General features: G+C 70.4%; 15 protein-coding genes and 2 pseudogenes. 5 read left to right on the top strand and 12 right to left on the bottom strand.

Annotated elements, in window-relative coordinates; genetic code table 11:
• The 4 genes from F8271_RS20790 to F8271_RS20775 all read right to left on the bottom strand — a co-directional run.
• The coding region (locus tag F8271_RS20790; RefSeq protein WP_192580380.1) for a non-reducing end alpha-L-arabinofuranosidase family hydrolase at positions 1 to 700 on the bottom strand (700 nt) is incomplete at its 3' end.
• Positions 701 to 1127: 427 nt separating this feature from the next.
• Positions 1128 to 3638, bottom strand: coding sequence for a hypothetical protein (locus F8271_RS20785; protein WP_151491503.1), 2511 nt, complete (start codon positions 3636 to 3638; stop codon positions 1128 to 1130).
• Positions 3639 to 3778: 140 nt separating this feature from the next.
• The gene (locus F8271_RS20780) at positions 3779 to 6334 is read right to left on the bottom strand and encodes a hypothetical protein (protein ID WP_151491502.1); all 2556 of its coding nucleotides are present in this window, start codon (positions 6332 to 6334) and stop codon (positions 3779 to 3781) included.
• 155 nt (positions 6335 to 6489) lie between these two features.
• Positions 6490 to 7152, bottom strand: coding sequence for a hypothetical protein (locus F8271_RS20775; RefSeq protein WP_151491501.1), 663 nt, complete (start codon positions 7150 to 7152; stop codon positions 6490 to 6492).
• On the opposite strand from F8271_RS20775, the gene F8271_RS20770 reads away from it, so the two are divergent.
• The 4 genes from F8271_RS20770 to F8271_RS20755 all read left to right on the top strand — a co-directional run bounded on the left by F8271_RS20770 (position 7088) and on the right by F8271_RS20755 (position 12949).
• Positions 7088 to 8545: a HupE/UreJ family protein gene (locus F8271_RS20770; protein ID WP_225854658.1), complete on the top strand. Its 1458-nt coding sequence runs from the start codon at positions 7088 to 7090 to the stop codon at positions 8543 to 8545. The genes F8271_RS20775 and F8271_RS20770 overlap by 65 nt on opposite strands.
• 145 nt (positions 8546 to 8690) lie before the next feature.
• Positions 8691 to 10664 carry a metallophosphoesterase family protein gene (locus F8271_RS20765; RefSeq protein WP_151491500.1) on the top strand — a complete coding sequence of 658 codons (1974 nt, stop codon included), beginning with the start codon at positions 8691 to 8693 and terminating at the stop codon, positions 10662 to 10664.
• Between the two features lie 91 nt (positions 10665 to 10755).
• Complete coding sequence (locus F8271_RS20760; RefSeq protein ID WP_151491499.1) at positions 10756 to 11823, top strand: WxL protein peptidoglycan domain-containing protein; 1068 nt, start codon at positions 10756 to 10758, stop codon at positions 11821 to 11823.
• 154 nt (positions 11824 to 11977) lie between these two features.
• Positions 11978 to 12949 carry an NADP-dependent oxidoreductase gene (locus tag F8271_RS20755; RefSeq protein ID WP_225854657.1) on the top strand — a complete coding sequence of 324 codons (972 nt, stop codon included), beginning with the start codon at positions 11978 to 11980 and terminating at the stop codon, positions 12947 to 12949.
• A gap of 4 nt (positions 12950 to 12953) precedes the next feature.
• Here F8271_RS20755 and F8271_RS20750 read toward each other — a convergent pair whose 3' ends face one another.
• The 8 genes and pseudogenes from F8271_RS20750 to F8271_RS20725 form a co-directional block, all read right to left on the bottom strand.
• Positions 12954 to 13544, bottom strand: a complete 591-nt coding sequence (locus tag F8271_RS20750) for an HAD family phosphatase (RefSeq protein WP_151491498.1) — start codon at positions 13542 to 13544, stop codon at positions 12954 to 12956.
• A 25-nt stretch (positions 13545 to 13569) separates the two neighbouring features.
• Positions 13570 to 14543, bottom strand: a pseudogene (locus F8271_RS20745) (RNA polymerase sigma factor).
• 2 nt (positions 14544 to 14545) lie between these two features.
• Entirely contained in the window at positions 14546 to 14893 is a 348-nt protein-coding gene (locus F8271_RS20740; protein WP_225854659.1) for a YciI family protein, read from the bottom strand.
• A 104-nt stretch (positions 14894 to 14997) separates the two neighbouring features.
• Positions 14998 to 15849 carry a low temperature requirement protein A gene (locus F8271_RS33295; RefSeq protein ID WP_255473719.1) on the bottom strand — a complete coding sequence of 284 codons (852 nt, stop codon included), beginning with the start codon at positions 15847 to 15849 and terminating at the stop codon, positions 14998 to 15000.
• A gap of 19 nt (positions 15850 to 15868) precedes the next feature.
• A pseudogene (locus F8271_RS34225) lies at positions 15869 to 16153 on the bottom strand (low temperature requirement protein A); the annotation flags it as partial.
• Between the two features lie 112 nt (positions 16154 to 16265).
• Positions 16266 to 17324: a tryptophan--tRNA ligase gene (gene trpS, locus F8271_RS20730; protein WP_151491495.1), complete on the bottom strand. Its 1059-nt coding sequence runs from the start codon at positions 17322 to 17324 to the stop codon at positions 16266 to 16268.
• An 89-nt stretch (positions 17325 to 17413) separates the two neighbouring features.
• Positions 17414 to 17590: a hypothetical protein gene (locus F8271_RS32495; protein WP_192580381.1), complete on the bottom strand. Its 177-nt coding sequence runs from the start codon at positions 17588 to 17590 to the stop codon at positions 17414 to 17416.
• A 4-nt stretch (positions 17591 to 17594) separates the two neighbouring features.
• The gene (locus F8271_RS20725) at positions 17595 to 18065 is read right to left on the bottom strand and encodes a PRC-barrel domain-containing protein (RefSeq protein ID WP_151491494.1); all 471 of its coding nucleotides are present in this window, start codon (positions 18063 to 18065) and stop codon (positions 17595 to 17597) included.
• Positions 18066 to 18262: 197 nt separating this feature from the next.
• Here F8271_RS20725 and F8271_RS20720 point away from each other — a divergent pair, with 197 nt between their 5' ends.
• A complete protein-coding gene (locus F8271_RS20720) occupies positions 18263 to 18517 on the top strand; it encodes an SCO4848 family membrane protein (protein WP_151491493.1) in 255 nt (84 codons plus the stop codon).
• Positions 18518 to 19123 lie beyond the last annotated feature (606 nt).

The raw sequence follows: 19123 nt of genomic DNA, 5'->3' as shown, positions 1-19123 counted from the left end.
CGGAGTTCATGGTGTTCTGGCTGGCGGAGGCCATCTCGGACCAGTTCGTGAACAGGCTGAAGTTCATCGATCCCCATCGGGTGCCGGTGTCGTGGGTGGTGGCGTAGACGAGTTGTCGGCCGTTGTACGGCGCGACGGTGAAGTCCTTGAGTGACACCCAGCCGGACTTCGGGTTGGCCAGCACACCGGTCGAGGACCAGCGGTACGTCGACGGCAGGTCACACGTCGTGGGCGGCGGTGTGGTCGGTGGCGGGGTCGTCGGTGGCGGGGTGGTCGGCGTCGTGCCACCGTTACAGGTCACCCCGTTCAGCGCGAAACTCGTCGGCGCCGGGTTGCTGCTCGTCCACGACCCGTTGAACCCGAACGACACCGTGCCGTTGGTGGGGACGGAATTGTTGTAACTCACGTTCCTCGCGGTCACCGCCGAACCGCTCTGCGTCAGCGACGTGTTCCACGCCTGGGTGACCGTCTGCCCCGCGCCGTACGACCACGTCAACGTCCAGCTGGTCAGCGGATCGCCCAGGTTGGTGATCGTCACGTTGGCGCCGAACCCACCCTGCCACTGTGACGACACGGCGTAGTCCACCGAACAGCCTGCGGCTGCGGCACCGGCGGGCATCGCCACGACGGCCGTCGCCGACGCCAGCAACGCGACGCCGGCCGACACCAGGCCGACATTTCTCGCTCTGAATATGGTCATCGAGCACCCTCCTGACGGGACGGCGGCCTCCACATTCGCGGCAATCATTGTTAGGTGAGCGTTAACAGCCGCGTCAGGTATGTTACGGGAGCGCTCCCACGCCATCAAGGTTGTCTATATGCTGCTCTCCGGTTCCGGACGTTCCGGGACGCCGTGTGATCGATAACAAGCGCCACAAACGGCCGGGGCCGTGACCCGTCGTGGATCACGGCCCTGGCCCCGGTTCACCGGGGATCGATCAGGCGATCCGGTACGCCCGCAGGATCGTCTGCGTGACCGCGTTGCCGGCGGTGTCCGTCGCCGTCACCCGCAACGACACGAAGCCGGGCCGGCGGGGGGTGACGTCGAGGACCGTGGGCCAGCCCCTCGCTGAACCGGCCGCGCATCCCGTCGGGATGCGCGGCCGGCTCCGGTCGTCACCGGTTGGTCATGCGGTTGGGCGGCGCGGGTCCGGCCACGGCGTGCTCGGGGGCACGATCGGCCGGCGCGGAGGCCGCTCAGCGCTGCCCGGGGCGACCGCCGCCGTGGCAGCCGAGGTGGCGACGGCCTCGGTGTAGCCGTCCCGGCTGGCCGTCACCGTCACGGTGAGCCGCTTCCAGAGCAGCGTCTGAGGAATCTTGAACGTCGCGCTGGTCGCGCCGGTGACCGGGACGCCGTCGGCCGACCACTGGTACCGGTAGGTCGTCGTTGCGGGCGTCCACTCGCCCGGCTGGGCGGTGACGGTCCCTCCGACCACCGCGGCGCCGGTGATCGTCGGCGGATTGATCATGCGGATCGCCAGGGGTGGGTTGATCGTGAAGGCGTTCGCCAGGACGACCGGCTCGCCGGCGCCGTACGGATACACCGTCAGGCTGGCCTTGCCGGCCGGCGCGGACCCGAGGTTCACGTCCACCGTCATCGACGTGCCGTCCGCCGAGACCGTCTTCACCGTCGCGGTCAGCGGCTCCCCCGAGGCGGGAGTCACCTGGACCCGGTCCTTCGGGTGCAACCCGGTGCCGCTGATGGTGACCGCCCGGACGGCGCCCGGAGGTACGACCGCCGGCGCCACCGAGGTGACCGTCGCGGAGCCGACCTCGACCAGGAAGATGTACTGCGTACCCGAGGAGCGGGTGCCGCTGGCCGTCACGCTGCGAACGGTCAGGTAGTGCCGGCCAGCCTCCTGCGGTGTCCAGGCCAACGTCGCGGTGCCGTCGGCCTTCGCGGCGAGCGTGGTGTACGACCCGAAGTTGATCGAATACTCGTAGGCGGTCGTGCCCGGCAGCCGGGGCGTGAAGCTGAAGGTGCCCGGGGCCAGCCGGCCGCTGCCGGTGGTGGGGAAGTCGGTCGAGGTGACCCGGGGCCCGTCCAGTACGGACCAGGACGTGCCGCCCTCGTCGGTCTGCACGCCGCTGGCGTTACGGGCGACGACGGTGACGTAGGTGTAGCCACCCTTGGTCGGCGTGTAGGTGAAGGTGGCGCTGCCGTCGGCGGCCGGCTTGACGACCTGCTTGGTGGCCTCGTCGCGGTTGAGCGTCGCCACGTACTCGGTGACGTTCGCCATCTGGGTGCGGGCCGTGAAGGTGGCCGGCGTGCCCACGTCGGTGCCGCCGGTGCGGGTCACCGTCGGTGCCGCCCCGTTGACCGAGATGGAGGTCCAGCGCGGCTCGGACAGGGTGCCGTCGGCGCTGCGACTCTGGATTCGCAGGCCGATGACGCTGGTCTGCTTGGCGATCCAGGTGAGATCGGCGGTGCCGTCCGCCCGGGCCGGGATCGTGATCTTCTCGATCGGCGGTGGGAACAGCCCGGAGTGTTCGGCCCAGTAGACGTAGGCCCGCACCTGCGGCGACCGGGGCGCGAGGTGGAAGCTGAGCGACGAGCCGATCGTGACGCTCCGGTCGACGTCGCCGGTGAGCCTCGGGCCGTTGTCGACGGTGAACTCGTACGCGCGGTCGGCGTGCGCCGTGCCGTCACGGGTGACGCTGTGGACGTAGAGGGTCTGCCGGCCGGCGCGGGTCGGAGCGATCATCGTCGTCGCCGTTCCGTCGGCCGCCGCCGGCACCGTCCCCGACGGGCCGCCCCCGTCGATCCGCCACGCGAACGACGCCGTGTCGACGACGTTGGAGCGCAGCTCGAACGCGCCGGCCACCCCGATGTTGTAGTCCAGGTTCGGCGTTCCCTCCGGGTACGCGGAGGAGAAGATCGACGGGCGGGTCTCCCGGACGTAGAACACGTAGTGGGTCTGCTCGGAGTAGTTGCCGGCCCGGTCGATCGCATAGACCGCTACGGAGTGGTAGCCCGCCGCCCGTGGCGTCCACTCGACCGTCGCCGGACCGCCGAGCCGGTCGGCGTCCACCGTGGCCGGAGGAATCTGCTCGCTCTGGTCGCTCTCGTAGAACTCGTAGCGGTAGCGGACGGTGTCGGCGCTGGCCGAGGTGAAGGTGAACGTGCCGGGAACGCCGATCGCGCCGTTGGCACTGCCCCAGTCGCCGGACGGGTACACGGCGGAGGCGACGGTCGGTGCCGGGCCGCCGGTGCGGTCGACCGTGTAGTAGCACGTCCCGCTCCACGGCGTCGCCGTCGCGCCGTCGAGGACGCGGACCCGCCAGGCGTACGTGACGCCGTCGAGCTGCCGCGAGTCGTCCTCGAGCTGGATGTAGACCTCGTCGTTGCGCTCGCCCACGCCGGTGAGCCACTGCTGCGGTTGCTCGGGGGTGGTGATGTCCCAGACCTGGAAGTCGGCCTGCAACTCGGCACCCTCGTCTGCGCCGGTGAGGGTGCCCTTCAGCACGACGGCGCGGGCGTCGTTGAGTCTGTCCGGGCTCAGGTACGGCCCCGGTGCGGTGGTGGTGCAGGGCTGGTCGGCGGTCTTGAGGTCGGTCGGCGCCGACAGCGCTGCGGCGGCCGGAGTGGCCGCGAGGCCCACCGCCGCCGTCAGGCCGAGCGCCGATGCCGCGATCACCGCCGTTATCCGGCGACGAGCACGCGAAGATGTACGCACGTTGGTCTCCCCATGATGAAACGGGTGTCAGGGGCCACCCGCGACAAGAGGATCCCACGCAGGTGCGACTCAGATGGACCCGTCGCGCGGGCGGCGGGCGGTCAACCAGAGATCGTCGGGAGCACGGCCGTTCGGCGCGGGTCCGGCCACGGCGTACCGGGGGGCACGATGGGCCGGCGGGGTGGCCGCTCGCCGCTGGCGACCACGACGGCAGCCGAGGTGGCGGCGGTCGTGGTGTAGCGGTCTCGGGCGGCGCGCACCTCGACGGTGAGCCGCTGCCCGAGCAGCGCCAGCGGGATCCGGTACGTCGGGTTGATCGCGCCCCTGATCTCCACACCGTTCGCGAACCACTGGTACGAGTGGTACTCCGCGGCGGGCACCCACTCGCCCGAGTCCGCGGTGACGGTGGATCCCACCGTCACCGCGCCGCTGATCGTGGGCGGCTTGACCGATTGCAGCTGCGGGGGCGGGCCGATCGTGAACGCGTTGGCCAGGACCACCGGCTGGAGCAGCCCGTACGGGTGCAGGGTGAGGCTGGCCGGACCGACCGGCGCCAGGCTGAGGTCCACCTGGGCGGTCAGCGTTGTCCGGTCCGCCGAGACCGTCATCACCCATGCGGTGATCGGCAGACTGCCGACCGGAGTCACCTGGATCTTGTCCTGCGGATGCAGCCAGGTGCCGCGGACGGTGATCGTCCGGAGGTCACCCGCCGGCACCGTGGCCGGAGCAGCCGAGGTGACCGTGGTGGCCTCGATGCTGATCGCGAAGCGGTAGGACATGATCGCCGAGGGGAATCCCACGGCTTTGAGGCGGCGAACGTTCAGCCGGTAGGCGCCGTCCGCCGGTGGCGTCCAGGTCAGCGTCGCGGTGCCGTCGGGCCCGGCGGGCATCCTGACGTACGGCTGGCTGTTCATCGAATACTCGTAGCCGACCGTGTCGGGCAGGTAGGAGCTGAAGGTGAACGTGCCGGTGGCGAGATGGCCGCCGCCGGTCGTCGGGAAGTCGGTCGAGGTGACCTGCGGCTCGTCCGTTGTCGTCCAGACCTCGCTTCCCCTCTCGGTCTGCACTCCGGCGGCGTTACGAGCGACGACGATGACGTAGTTGTGGCCGATCTCCATCGTGGTGAAGCTGAAGGTGACCTTGCCGTTGGTGGCCGGCCTGAGGATCTGCCGGGTGCTCTCGTCGCCGTTCAGCGTCGCCACGTACTCGACGATGTCCGCCATCGTGCTGCGGGCGGTGAAGGTGGACGAGGTGCCGGCCGCGGTGCTGCCGCTGCGGGTCACCTCCGGCCTCGCCCCGTCGATCGACAGGTTCAGCCATCGTGGCGTGGACAGGGTGCCGTCCGCGCTCCGGCTCTGGATCCGCAGGCCGTCGATGCCGGTCTCGGTGGCGGTCCAGACGAGGTCGGCGGTGCCGTCGGGGCGAGCCGGAACGGTGGTCTTCACGACGGGTCGTTCCTCGATGCTGGAGTACTCCGGCCAGTACAGGTACGCCTCGACCTGCGGTGCGCGCGGTGCGAGGTGCAGGGTGAGCGAGGAGCCGATCGTCACCTCGCCACGCGTGTCGCCGGTGAGAACGGGGGCGTTGTCGACGGTGAACCGGTAGGCGCGGGGCGCGTGTGCCGTGCCGTCGCGGGTGACGCTGTGGGCGTACAGGGTCTGCGGGCCACCACGGGTCGGGGCGATCATGGCCGTCGCCTTACCGCTGGCGTTCGCCGGCACGGTGCCCGAGGGCCCGTCCCCGTCGATCCGCCACGCGAAGTACGCGGTGTCGGCGACCGTGGCGGTCAACTCGAACGCGCCGGGCACGCCCACGTTGTAGTCCGGGTTCGGCGACAGCCCCGGATACGCGGTCGAGAAGACCGAGGGGCGGGTCTCCTTGACGTAGAACACGTGAGCTGTCCGCTCAGACCTGTTTCCGGCGCGGTCGATGGCGTAGACGATGAGTGCGTGGTGCCAGCTCGACTGTGGCGTGAATCCAACGGTCGCCGGTCCACCCAGCCCCGCGGCCGCCACGCTGGACTCGGTGTACTCGCCGGGCAGCTCCGCCGAGTAGAACTGGTAGAGGTAGCTGACGGTGTCGGCGGAGGCCGAGGTCAGGGTGAACGTACCGGGGACACCGATCGCGCCGGTGGCGCTGCTCAGGTTCGAGGCGGGGTATTCGGCGGAGGTGACCGACGGTGCCGGGCCTCCGCTGCGGTCGACCGTGAAATGGCAGGTGTCGCTCCAGGGTGAGGCTTCCGCGCCGTCGAGGACACGCACCCGCCAGGCGTACGTGACGCCGTCGAGCTGCCGCGAGTCGTCGTCGAGTTGAACATAGGGCGTGTTGTTCTCCTCGCCCATCTCGACGAGCCACTGCTGCGGACGCCCCGGGTCGGCGACGTCCCACACCTGGAAGTCCGCCTGCGATCCGCTCTGGGTCGTACGGCTGTAGGTGCCCTGTAGTGCGACGGCTCCGGCCATGTTGAGGCGTTCCGGGCTCAGGTACGGCCCGGGGGCGGCGGCCGCACACGGCTGGCCGGCGGTCCTGAGGTCGGTCGGGGCGACCGCTGCCGCGGAGGCCGTGGCGGCCGTGAGCCCCACGGCCGAGCCGCAGGCGAGCGCCACGGCGACGCCCAGCGCGACGACGCGACGGTGAGTGCGCGAAGCGGTACGCAACCTGTGCCTCCACTATGGAAGATCGCCGGATTCGGCCGACAGAGGATCGCACGTCGTCTCGACGGGCGGTGACCCGATCCTGCCTCGGCACCCACCCGCGGTCGGGTGACCCGAGGGTCCGGTGCGCAGGCCGCCAGCCTCCGCACCGGGTCTCGTCAGAGCCAGATGACGATCCCGGTCAGGTCGGTGAGGACCGCCGCCACGCCCGCCCGGATGGCGGCCCCGCACCGCTCGGCCGTGAACGAGGCCGGGTCGTACGTCGAGGACATCCCGAGCCCTTCGCCACGAAACGACGCGCCGTCCCAGTCGACCGCCGTGACGTTGTGGGTGGGTTCGGCCAGCTCGGCACCCACCACCAGGAACTGCTCGTCCAGGTGGTTCGGGGTGACCAGCGCGAGCGGGTCGATGAGGTCGTTGCCCGCGCTGACGATGAGATCCGGGCCCATCTCCATCGCCTTGGCGATGCTGGGTACGGCGTCGTGCGCGTTGCCGACGACGATCGTCCTGAGGTGGACGTGTTCGTCACCGGCCCAGTCCTTGACGGCCGCCACGAGCGCCTTGGTCGGGGCGTCGTCACCGGCGGTGAGCAGTACGACCCGGTAGTCCTCGGACGGATGGACGCCGAGCCACGAGCCGGGCTGCGGCGTGATGGTCGCCTCCGGGGCGGGCCTGGCGGAGGGGTCGACGAATCCTGGGCCGAAAGTGCCGACGGCGCTGGGCGCGGGATGCGGTTGTGACCAGTCGTCGCCGGAGTTGCAGGCGGCGACGAGCGCGGCGGTCGCGGCCAGCAGGGCGACGGCCCGGAGCGGGGGACGCAAGGTGATCGTCCTTTCGAACGGCGAACGGGTGTGCTGCTCGCATTCCTATCCCAGTTCCGGTCACCGGCAATGCGCGGGCGGTCGCTCCGGCAATTTGTTCTCCGGCGGTTCGTCGACGGGCGGGCTGGTGTTCACCCTCGGCGTGCAGCGTGCACTGGCCAACCGAGGGGGCCGGATGTTCGCGCACGTACGCCGTACCGTTGTCGTCATCATTGTCGGGATCGCTGCGGCGGTAATCCCGTTTCTGGGTGTCGGCCCGGCGTACGCGCACGGTTTCTCATCGACCGTGTACGCGAAAATCGCCGCCGGAGACGAGGGTCACATACGCACGGCACTGGAGCTTGAATACGACCTTCTGATCGTCTCCGCCGCCGATGCCGGTGACGACGACCCGCTCTTCCGGACGGGAACGGCGGCTTTCGAGGCGGGCGACCCCGCCGCGCAGGCCGCCGCGCTGAAGGGCCACGCGTCGACTGTCCTAGGGTATGTCTCCGACCGCTTCTCGGTGACCTCCCGGGGTGGCGCCTGCCAGTCGACGCAGGTGGGCGACGCGACGGTCGGCGAGCGCGAGGGCGTGCCGTACGCGAACCTGCTGCTCGACTGGACCTGCCCCGAGCGGGTCGACGAGCACGAGGTGCGCAGTGGTCTCTTCCCGGACGACGAGGCCTACGTCAAGGGCACCAAGACGATCGTGACCTACGAGATCGACGGCCGATCGGGCAGCGCGGCGCTTGACGCGGCGAATCCCTCGTTCTCGACCGGCCAGGCGTGGTACGAGCGGTTCGGCGAGTTCTTCCTGCTGGGTGCCGAGCATCTGTTGTCTGGTATCGACCACATCCTGTTCCTGCTGGCGCTCATCGCGGGGTCGCGGCGGCTCCGGGAGATCGTGCTCGCGGCGACCAGCTTCACCCTGGCGCACTCGGTGACGTTCATGCTCGCCGCGCTCGGCCTGGTCGAGGTGCCGGCGGTGGTCGTGGAGCCGGTCATCGCACTGTCGATCGCCGTGGTCGCGGGGTGGCGCCTGTGGGGCAGCTGGCGGCGCGGTGACCACGCGACCGACCTGGAGACGGCCGGGCACGGTCACTTCAGCCTGGACCGCTCGGGTTGGATCCGTCTCGGAGTGGTGTTCTGCTTCGGCCTCGTGCACGGCCTGGGTTTCGCGGGCGCGCTGGGCATCGACGAGGCGTGGTCGTGGACCCTGCTCTGGTCGCTGCTGGTGTTCAACGTCGGCATCGAGGTCGTCCAGTTGACGATTATCGCCATCGTCTTCCCACTCCTGATCGTGCTGCGTCGTCGCGCGCCAAAAGCCGGCCTGTGGGCGACCGGTGCTGTTTCTGGCGTCGTGTCCATCATGGGCCTGATCTGGTTTGTTCAGCGCCTCGCCGGATCCTGAGTACGGCTAACTACTTCGCGAAGTGCAGCCGTTCGCAAGATCGCGTTCATGACGGGTTCATCGGCCGGCGAAAGCTTGGATTTTGCTTCCCCAGCGTCGGGAGAAGGCACAATCCATTTCTCTATTTGAAAAGAGAACAATGTCGATGACATTGAGCACCTCGACACGGGCCTCCCGGCTCGTGCGGCGGCGCGTTCTCGCCGGGGTCGTAGCCGGATTCCTGGGAATGGGCGCGGCCCTCGGTAGCGGTCTGCTGACCGCCGCCAGTGCTGCCGACCCGACCACGGTGTCCGGCATCGTCCTCGGCGTCGGCGCCAACGAGACCCAGCGCATCGTGAGCTGGTACTCCTCGGCCGACACCGCGCAGAAGATCCAGCTCGCCCCGACCGCCGAGATCGTCAACGGCGAGTTCCCGGTCGGCGCCGTCAGCTTCGACGCCGTTGGTGCGGCGAACACCTCCACCACCGGCTTCAACCGCCACGCCACGATCAGCAACCTGCGCGAGAACACGGCGTACTCCTACCGGGTCGGTGCCGACGGCAACTGGTCCCCGACCTACGCCTTCAAGACGCAGGACTTCGAGGGTGACTACGACTTCCTGTTCTTCGGTGACCCGCAGATCGGCTCCTCCGGTGACCGGCTGAAGGACCAGGCCGGCTGGGAGGAGACCCTGAAGGTCGCCACCGGGGCCAACCCGAACGCCGAGCTGCTGGTGTCCGCCGGCGACCACGTCGAGAGCGCCAACGACGAGGGCCAGTGGACGTCGTTCCTGGCTCCCGAGCAGCTGCGCCAGTACCCGCTCGTGGCCACCATCGGTAACCACGACGTCGGTGGCAAGTCCTACGAGCAGCACCACTTCACCCCGAACACCGACCGCTCCTCGCAGTACTACAGCGGGGACCAGGCGACTCGGTCCGGTGGTGACTACTGGTTCATCCACAAGGATGTGCTGTTCATCGACCTGAACAGCAACAGCTATGTCAACCCGGCGGACGGTTCCGCCGGCGGCGACGCGGCGCACGTCGCGTACGTCACCGACGTCATCAACAAGCACGGCTCCGAGGCCAAGTGGAAGGTGCTGGTCTACCACCACTCCATCTACTCGCCGGCCAGCCACGCGACGGACAACGACAACAAGCAGCGGCGGGAGGACTTCACCACGGCGTTCTCCAACCTCGGCGTCGACATGGTGCTGCAGGGCCACGACCACAGCTACTCCCGCAGCTACTCCATCAAGAACGGCCAGAAGGAGAACCCGGCCGAGCAGCCGGGTGCGCCCGAGGTGTACCCCGGCCCGGGCGGCGTCATCTACGTGACGGCGAACTCGGCCTCTGGCTCGAAGTACTACGACATCAAGAAGCCGGACGACACCGGCACCGGCATCCGTGGCAACGGTCCGGACCCGCTGGACCCGGGCAAGTACTGGTACAACTCGTCGCAGAACCAGGAGCACGTCCGCAGCTACGTCAAGGTGCAGGTGCGCGGCGACAAGCTGGTCCTGGCCAACGTGCGCAGCGGCACCTGCGCGGCGCCGAACGCGGCCGTCGAGAAGGGCCTCTCCTGCGTCAACACGCCGGACGGTCAGCCGGTCGGCTCGATCACCGACAAGGTGACGGTGCACCCGTACCACGGTGACGGCCAGGCCATCCAGGTCAACGTGCCGAACCCGGCCCCGGGCGAGTTCGGCTGGACGATCGACGGCTACAACGGCCTCGTCGACCTGGGTACCGCGCAGGAGCGCAACGGCACCTACTTCCAGGCGAACGGCAAGATCAACCCGATCCTCGTGTCGGACAGCCGCCGCTCGCTCGCCCCGTGGTCGATCTCGGCCAGCGTCGGCGACTTCTCCGACGCCGACAAGACGTTCTCCGGCTCCTACCTGGGCTGGACCCCGTACGTGCTCGACGGCGGCGCGGGCGCCGAGGCCGGTGCTCCGGTCCTGTCGTCCTTCGACGACCAGGGCAAGGGCCTCTCGGTCTCCAGTGGCCTCGGTGCGGCTGTGCAGGGTCACCCCCGGGGCGGCGCCAAGCTCGGTGCCGACCTGGACCTGAAGATCCCGGACAGCATCGCGAAGGGCAGCTACCGCACCACCCTCACGATCACTGCGCTGAGCAGCTGACCTGAGGGGTTCCACCGGGCGGGGTAGGCACCTTCGGGGGCCTACCCCGCCACCGGTTCGCCAACTCTCAAGATCACCTCAAGGATCCGACATGCAACCGTCCGTGACCCGCTGGAAGACACTCCTTCGTACGACCGCGCTGTCCCTGCTCGCCGTCGTCGCGGCCGCCGGTGTCGGCGCCGGCCCCGCCGTGGCGGCGGACGGCAACGTCGCCTGGACGGTCCGGACGGCCTCCAACAGCTACGGCGAGGCCCGGTCCAGTTTCAGCTACAACGTCAATCCCGGTGGTGTCGTCGAGGACGCCATGGTCGTGGCCAACCGCGGCCCGGCACCACTGAACCTGGCCGTCTACGCCGCCGACGGCTTCACCACCGATGCCGGCCAGCTCGACCTGCTCACCAAGGACAAGAAGTCGGTGGCGATCGGCGCCTGGGTGAAGGCGAGCGCCGGCAGCGTCGTGATCCAGCCCGGCAAGACCGCACAGGTCCCCTTCAGGATCAGCCTTCCCGACAACGCCACGCCCGGGGACTACGTCGGCGGCATCCTCACCGCGCTGACGCAGGCCGACCAGGCCGAGGGCATCAACGTGGACCGCCGCCTCGGTATCCGGATCACGTTGCGGGTCGGCGGCGAGCTGAAGCCGAACCTCGCCATAGAGGACCTGCACGTGACGTACGACGGGTCGTCGAACCCGTTCGGCAAGGGCGACGCCACCGTCACCTACAAGATCCACAACGTCGGCAACGCCGCCCTGTCCGGCAAGCAGACGGTGTCGGTCTCGGGTCCGTTCGGTGTGCTGCGGGTCCGGGCCGGCGACATCGCGGCACCTCCGGAGCTGCTCCCGGGTGAGAGCTGGGACGTGACGGTGCCGGTACACGGCGTGGCTCCCGCCGTCTCACTGGCCGCGACCGTCACCCTCACTCCCCTGCTCACCGACGTGTCGGGGTCCACCACCTCGCTCAAGCCGGTGCAGGCCACGGCCCACGGCTGGGCGCTGCCCTGGACGTTCCTGCTGGTGCTCGTCGTGCTGATCGCCGTGGTCGTCGGGGCGTACCTGTACCGCCGCCGCAGCCGGGCGCAGCGCAAGGCACGCGAGGACGCCCGGGTGCGAGACGCCGTGGCGCAGGCCCTCGGCGGACGGGAGCCGCGGACGTCCTGACCGGCCACCGCAGCGCCCACCGCGACCGCCCGGCGGGCCAGGGCGACCGCGGCGGCCGGTCGCCCTTGTGGGTGAACGGCACTCAGCGCCCGGCCGGGCCGGCCCCCGAGCCGGCATGCTGCGACGGTGACGCCGGCCCGGGAAGGAAGCTCACATGGTTGACGCGGACGTGCCAGAGCGGATGCAGGCTGCCGCCTTCGACGAGTACGGCGGGCCGGAGGTGATCACCCTTCGGAAGCTGCCGGTGCCGGAGATCGGCGCCGACGAGGTTCTGATCAGGGTCCTGAGCGCCGGCGTCGGGGTGTGGGACGTGTACGAGCGCGAGGGCGTACTGGTGCCGGAGGGCTCGGCCCTCCCGATCGTGCCCGGCTCCGACGGTGCGGGAACCGTCATCGCGGCCGGCAACACGGTGACCAACCTGGCGGTGGGTGACCTGGTCTACGTTTCCGCCACCGCCCGGCCGAAGGGCGGCTTCTACGCCGAGTACGCGGCCGTCAAGGCCGAGTACGCCGCGAAGGTGCCCGACGGGATCCCCGCCGAACACGCGGGCGCGATGTCCACCGACGCCCTGACCGCACTGGCCGGGCTGGACACCCTCAGCCTGTCGGGCGGCGACTGGCTGCTGATCTTCGGTGCCAGCGGCGGGCAGGGTCACCTGGCCGTGCAGCTGGCCAAGCGGCAGGGCCTGAAGGTGATCGCGGTGGCCTCCGGGGCGGACGGCGTGGCGCTGGTGACCCGGCTCGGCGCCGACGTCTCCCTCGACGGCCACGGCGACCCCGCCGAGGTGCTGGCGACGATCCGGGACGCGGCCCCGGGCGGGGTGAACGGCATCCTGGCGATGGCCGGCGGCAAGACGCTGGACCGGCTCACCGAGACGCTGTCCGAGGGCGCGGTCGTCGCCTACGCCCACGGTGTGCGGCCGGAGCCGCGCGAACGGTCCGGTGTGACGGTCCGCGCGTACGACGGCGTTGCCAACGCTGGGCAGTTGCGGCGGCTCAACGAACTCATCGAGGCCGGGCCGTTCGTGGTGCACGTCGCGGAGAAGTTCCCGTTGGGCAAGGTGCGGGAGGCGCACCAGCGCCTGGGCACCTCCTACCTCGGCAAGCTGCTGCTGACCGTCGGCTGAGACCTCAGCCGGTGCGCTGTTGCGGCACGCGTACCGATGCCATGCCGGCCGCCGTCGCGGCCTGGATGCCCAGGTCGGTGTCCTCGAAGACCAGGCACGAGCCCGGGGGTACGCCGAGGTGCTCCGCCGCGAGCAGGAACGCCTCCGGGTCGGGCTTGGCCCGCGTGTAGTCCTCGGCGCAGACCAGCACCTCGAACCGGTCCAGCAGACCGAGCGTGTCGAGGGAGGCGGTGACCGACGCCCGGGTGCTGCCGGACACGACGGCGAACGGAACCCGCCGGTGCGCGTCGTGGATGTGCGCCAGCACCTCGGGCACGGCGGCGAGCTGCGGCAACAGCTCCTGGTAGATGCGCTCGCGGCTCTCCACGACGGTCGCGACCGGCATGGCCAGGCCGTGCCGCTCGTTCAGGGCGACGATGATGTCGGCGGTCGGCCGGCCACCCCAGGCGTAGAACAGGTCCTCCGGGAACTCGCAGCCCCACTCGTCGAGCGCACGTTGCCACGCCAGGTAGTGCAGAGGCATCGAGTCGACGATGGTGCCGTCGCAGTCGAACAGGTACGCCGCGAACTCACCGGGTGGCAGAGGCAGACTCACCGGGGAAGGGTACAGCGGATCTCGTTCAGTCGCCGGTGACGGAAGCCAGCCGGCGCAGCAGGTGCGCCCGTTCCGGCTCGGTCCCGACCAGCGCCAACGCGCTGCGGTACGCCGCCGCGGCCTCGTCGAGGCGGCCGAGCCGGCGCAGCAGGTCCGCCCTGGTCGCCGGATAGAGGCGGTAGCCCCGCAGACGCGGATCGTCGGCCAACCCGTCCAGCAGGGCGAGCCCGGCGTCCGGCCCGTCCCGCATCGCGACGGCGGCGGCCCGGTTCGGCGCCACGACCGGTGAGGGGACCATGCCGAGCAGCACGTCGTAGAGCGCCACCACCTGGGGCCAGTCGGTGCTGGCCACGTCGACGGCCTCGTCGTGCAGCGCGGCGATGGCGGCCTGCACCCCGTACGGTCCGGGCGCCGGACCGGTCAACGCGACCACCACCAGCGCACGCCCCTCGTCGATCATCGCGTGGTCCCAGCGTCCACGGTCCTGATCGTCGAGGAGGACCATCGCGCCGTCCGGCCCGGTCCGGGCGGCCCGCCGAGCGTGCACCAGCAGCAGCAACCCGAGCAGACCGGCGACCTCCCGTTCGGCGGGCAGCAGCCGGCGCAGGATCCGGGCCAGCCGGATGGCCTCCTCGGCGAGATCGGTCCGCTGGAGATGCGGGCCGGAACTGGCGGCGTACCCCTCGGTGAAGACCGAGTAGACGGCCTGGAGCACGGTGGGCAGCCGCCCGGAAGGATGGCCAGCCGGGTGGCCAGCACCCGGTCGCGGCGCAGGCGGTCGACGGCGCGCCGGCGGGCCGTGGTGAGCAGCCAGGCGCCGGGCCGGCTCGGGACGCCCTCGCTCGGCCAGTGCACCAGCGCCGCCTCGATCGCCTCGGCGGCGACCTCCTCGGCCAGGTCGAGGTCGCCGAAGCGGTGCACGAGCGAGGCGAGCAGCCGGCCGCGTTCCTCCCGGAACACCGCCTCCACGGACTCTGCCGCCGCCTGCGCACCCGTCACGGTCAGACCTCGACGTCGATCTCGGCGATCGGGCGCACCTGCACCGACCCGCCGCCGGTGGCGCCGGGGCTGCGGGCCGCCCAGTCCAGTGCGACGTCGAGATTCGGCACGTCGATGATGTCGTACCCGCCGAGCACCTCCCGGGTCTCGGCGAACGGCCCGTCGGTGATCGCGCGTTCACCGTCCGCGCCGACCTGCACCGTCGTGCAGGTGTGCAGGTCCTGCAACGGGTGCCCGGAGACCCAGATCCCGGCGTCCTTCATCTCCCGGTCGTAGCGGATCCAGTCCTCGAAGGTGCACCCGTTGCCGACGGCCTCCCCGTCGATCGCGGGGCTCATGAACAGCAGCATGTACTTCACGTTTCGGCTCCTCTCGGTGCGGCGGGTCGCCACACAGCATGACGACGATCGGCGGCCCGGGATATCGACGCGGCGTCCGGAACTTCCCCGGGGCGTCAGGGGCGCACCGGCCGCGCCGGTGCGATCCGGGGGTCACGCCGGTCGTTGCGCCGCTCGTACCAGGTGACCGCGATCAGGAAGAGGGTCAGCAGGGCCAGCTCGGCCAGCGCGGGCAGGGACCGCGCGATCGGCAGCAGGACCAGCGGCAACAGCGCGGCGACGACCTGCCCCGGACGCCCGGTACGCAGGGCCAGCCGGCGGAAGACCAGCCGCGCGAGCAGGTAGAGGGTGGCGCCGCCGTAGAGGGCGGCGGCCGCGGGCCAGCTCAACCGCGCCGAGTGCGGCGGCTCCTCGGAGAGTTGGCCGAGCACCTGCTCGATGCCGAGCGCGATGAAGATGGCACCGATGATCAGCGGCGCGTGCGCGAGCCCGTACGCGTCGCCGGCGACGCTGGACCGCCGCTCGTCCGGCACCCGCAGCACGGACTGCCGGGCGGCGGGCGCCAACCGGTCGAAGTAGAGCCACCACAGGCAGATCGTGGTGACCAGACCGAGCAGCGCCGCGACCAGCCCGGCACCGTTCGGCGCCGTCGTCCTCGGCCCCGCACCGGCGGCGATCAGCGCCTCACCCAGCGCGATGATGAGCACCAGGCCGAACCGTTCGGTGAAATGGTCCAGGCTGCGCAGCGGCCACGGGCGGTAGGCGGAGGCGACGCGGGAACCGCCGATGTCCACCAGAAACGCGACCGTCCAGAGCACGGTCTGAGCGACACCGCCGAGCAACGCGCCCACGATGAGCGGGAGCCAGGCCGCCGCCACCGGCACGGCGAAGAACCGCAGGGTCGAGCGCAGCGGCGCGTCCTCGGTGCTCGCCCAGAGCAGCACGACGAGTTGCACCGCCCTGGTCACCCAGGTAGGCCAGAGCCAGTGTGAGGGGCGCGTCGAAGAGGCCCGGACCCTGCCGCCACGCGTCCGGCAGCACCAGCGCGGCCACGAATATCGCGGCCATGGCCAGCAGGGTGGCCGCGCGGGCCGGGCCGACGTCCGCGCGGACCAGGTTGCCCAACCAGAGGTACGGGCCCCAGGAGTAGATCAACAACAGGAGGAGGATGAGCCCCTGGGCCAGAGTGAGCGCCGTCGGCGGTTGCGCCATGAACGTGATGACCCGGGTGAGCGCGAAGACGAAGACCAGGTCGAAGAAGATCTCGAACATCGTCGTCCGGTGCTGGTCACCGACCGGCACCGGACGAACATCGAAAATCCCCCTCATCCTCGCATTCTGCGCCAGGCGTGGCAGCCGTCGGCGGAGATCGCCGACGGTGCGCTCAGGCCGAGGCGTCGATCCGGCGCCGGCTCCGCTCGGCTCGCCGTCGCACCTGCTGGTACGCGCCGGTCAGCCCCATCGCCCGGCGTACCTCGATGAGGGTCTCGCGTACCTCCAGGCGGGTCCGCTCGGTGCCCTCGACGATCAGCCGGTCGACCAGCCCCCGGTCCGCTTCGATCTCGGCCCGGCGCTCCCGGATCGGCGCCAGAAACGTCTCCAGCGCCACGACCAACCGCTCCTTGACCTCCACGTCGCCGACCCGCCCGGCCCGGTAACGGCGGACCAGGTCGGCCACCTCGGCACGATCCGGATTGAACACCTCGTGGTACGCGAAGACCGGGTTGCCCTCCACCGTTCCCGGCACGTCCGCCCGTACCCGGTTCGGGTCGGTGTACATGCCCAGCACCTTCCGGCGCACCGTCGCCGGATCGTCGGAGAGGGCGATCGTGTTGCCCCTGCTCTTGCTCATCTTGGCGGCGCCGTCGGTGCCCACCAGGCTCGGCGTGTCCGCCGGAATCAGCTCCGGCACCGGGAAGACTTCGCCGTACAGGTGGTTGAACCGGCGGGCGATCTCCCGGGTCACCTCGACGTGCGCGGCGTTGTCCCGGCCGACCGGGACCACCTCGCCCCGGACGCACAGGATGTCCGCGGCCTGGAGCACCGGGTAACCCAACAGCCCGTACGGCATCTCCTCCTTGCCGGCGTCCCGGGCCATGTCCTTGAGCGACGGAACCCGTTCCAGCCGGGGCACCGTCACCAGGTTCTGCAGGAGCGTGTTGAGGTCGCCGACCTCCGGGATGGCCGACTGGAGGTAGAACGTGGCGCGCGCCGGATCGACGCCGGCGGCGAGGATGTCGGTCACCATCTCGCGGGCGTTGCGTGAGACCTGGTCGATGTCCTCGCGACGGTTCCTGGTGGTCAGCATGTGCAGGTCGGCGATGATGAAGAAGCTCTCGTAACACTGGTGCAACCGCACCCGGTTGGCGATGCTGCCGACGTAGTGGCCAAGGTGCAGGCGGCCGGTGGGCCGGTCGCCGGTGAGCATGCGTGCGACGGACATGACGGTGTGCCTCTCGTACTCGGAAGGTGGGTCACGCGTGGGCGCGCGCCGAGCGGGGCCGACAGGCCCTCTCGGTCAGCGGGGTCGACTCAGCGAGTCGCCCGCCATCGCGCGCCGGCGCGGAACCGCAGACCACCGGCACGGAGGACATCGAGGAGTTGCTCACGGCCGTCGCCGGAGCTGGACGGGAACCGGGGCACCACGCCGAGCGGGAGGCCGTCGACCATGTCGACCGCCTCCGACGCGCAGCTGCCCGTTCGGACCACGACCTCAGATTACCCGCGGCGTCGCTCCGGGCGGTGGCAGGTGACGGTCGCTGTAGTACCTGCCGACACGTTCCCGGTACCCCGGGTCGGCCGCCTCCCGGGCGAAGGGTGGAGCGTCCTTGATCTCCTGCCGGGTGCAGTCGACGTGCACGACGCGTTCCTGATGATCGACCTGGAACACGGTGCCGGCCGGGAGCAGCACCTTGCGTCCGAGGATCCACGGCCCGGTGTCCACCACCAGGTGGCCGGCATCGCTCTCGTCGCTGGCCTCGTCGATCGTGCCGATGCGCCCGTCGGTCGCCTCCACGTGGTAGCCGACCAGGTCGAGCGGGGTGCCGGGACCGGGGGCGTCGGGGCCGTCGTACCCACCGTCGGGGCGGTCCGGTGGCGTCGACGTGGGGGTGGTCTGGTCGTACCCGCCGGCCAGCGCGGACGGATCGCGCCAGGCCCAGGGATTGAAGATCGAGGGTTGCACGGGGCACCTCCGGGGGACGGCTTCGGCTGTCCTCCTACGCACTGCCCCGCCCGCCGACGTCGGAAACGGGCTGACCCTCCCGTGCCCCGGGCGGCGCACGACCGGATGGGCCTCTCCGAGATCACCGTGGTCGGCGACCGGCTCGTGGTCATCGACGTTCGGCCCGGTGAGCAGCCGCGCTGGCATACTCGGCAGCCATGGTGCTGTCGCGAGGGTGGTCTGTCTTCCTGGTCGGGGTCGGGATCTGGACCTGGGTGATCTGGCCGAGGTTCGCGGTAGCCATCTGGCAGGACCCACGGTCGTGGGCGGCCGGCACGGTGGGGGACGGCGCGCCCACCAGTTTTCTGTGGGTGCACGCGCTGCTCATCGCGGCTTCGCTGGCGATCGGCACGACCGTGGGCGTCCTCGGCGTCCGTGCCTGGTTGGCCGCCCGTCGACACCGCGCATCCTGACCTGCGTCGACGTCGTTATGGCGAGAGTGTGACGCGGGACGCTACCCGTCGATTTGACGATCAAACCCGCGGACGCGTAACTTTCTCTCTGCCAGCGCGGAACGGGGCAAACGGGACGAAAGTCCTGAGGCACCGGAACGGACTGGCAACCGGGTCAGGCAGGGGTTCGCTCCTGCGGGACACGGTCCGGGCGGGGCTCGCCGGATCGGCCGCGAGGCGGATTTGGTGCAGCGGAACCGACCGGGTAAGGTTTACGACCGGCAGGGCACCGGGCAAGTCTGCGGGAGACCGCAGCGGCCGGCCTGCCAAATCCGACGACCTGACGCAGCGGTTCGCTGCTGCGTGAGTGCGCCGGGACCAAGCCGCACGAAGCATGACAGACCGGGACACACGGTTTGACACGGCGAAGACGGTAAGGTAACGTAGTAAAAGTGCCCGGCGCGAGAGCGGCGGGGAAGCAGAGCGAAAAGCCCCGAGACGGGTTCCACGGAATGTGGGGCTTCTGATCGGTGTGTGGTTGTTCTTTGAGAACTCAACAGGGTGCTTGTAAAGCCAGTGCCAATTATGATTTATACCCCGGACTGGTCAGGCTTCGGTTTGGCTGGT

The sequence above is a fragment of the Micromonospora sp. ALFpr18c genome, from assembly GCF_008868155.1.
Lineage (GTDB): Bacteria > Actinomycetota > Actinomycetes > Mycobacteriales > Micromonosporaceae > Micromonospora.
The sequence above is the reverse complement of the archived record's forward strand: the minus strand, read 5'-3'. Positions and strand labels throughout refer to the sequence as shown.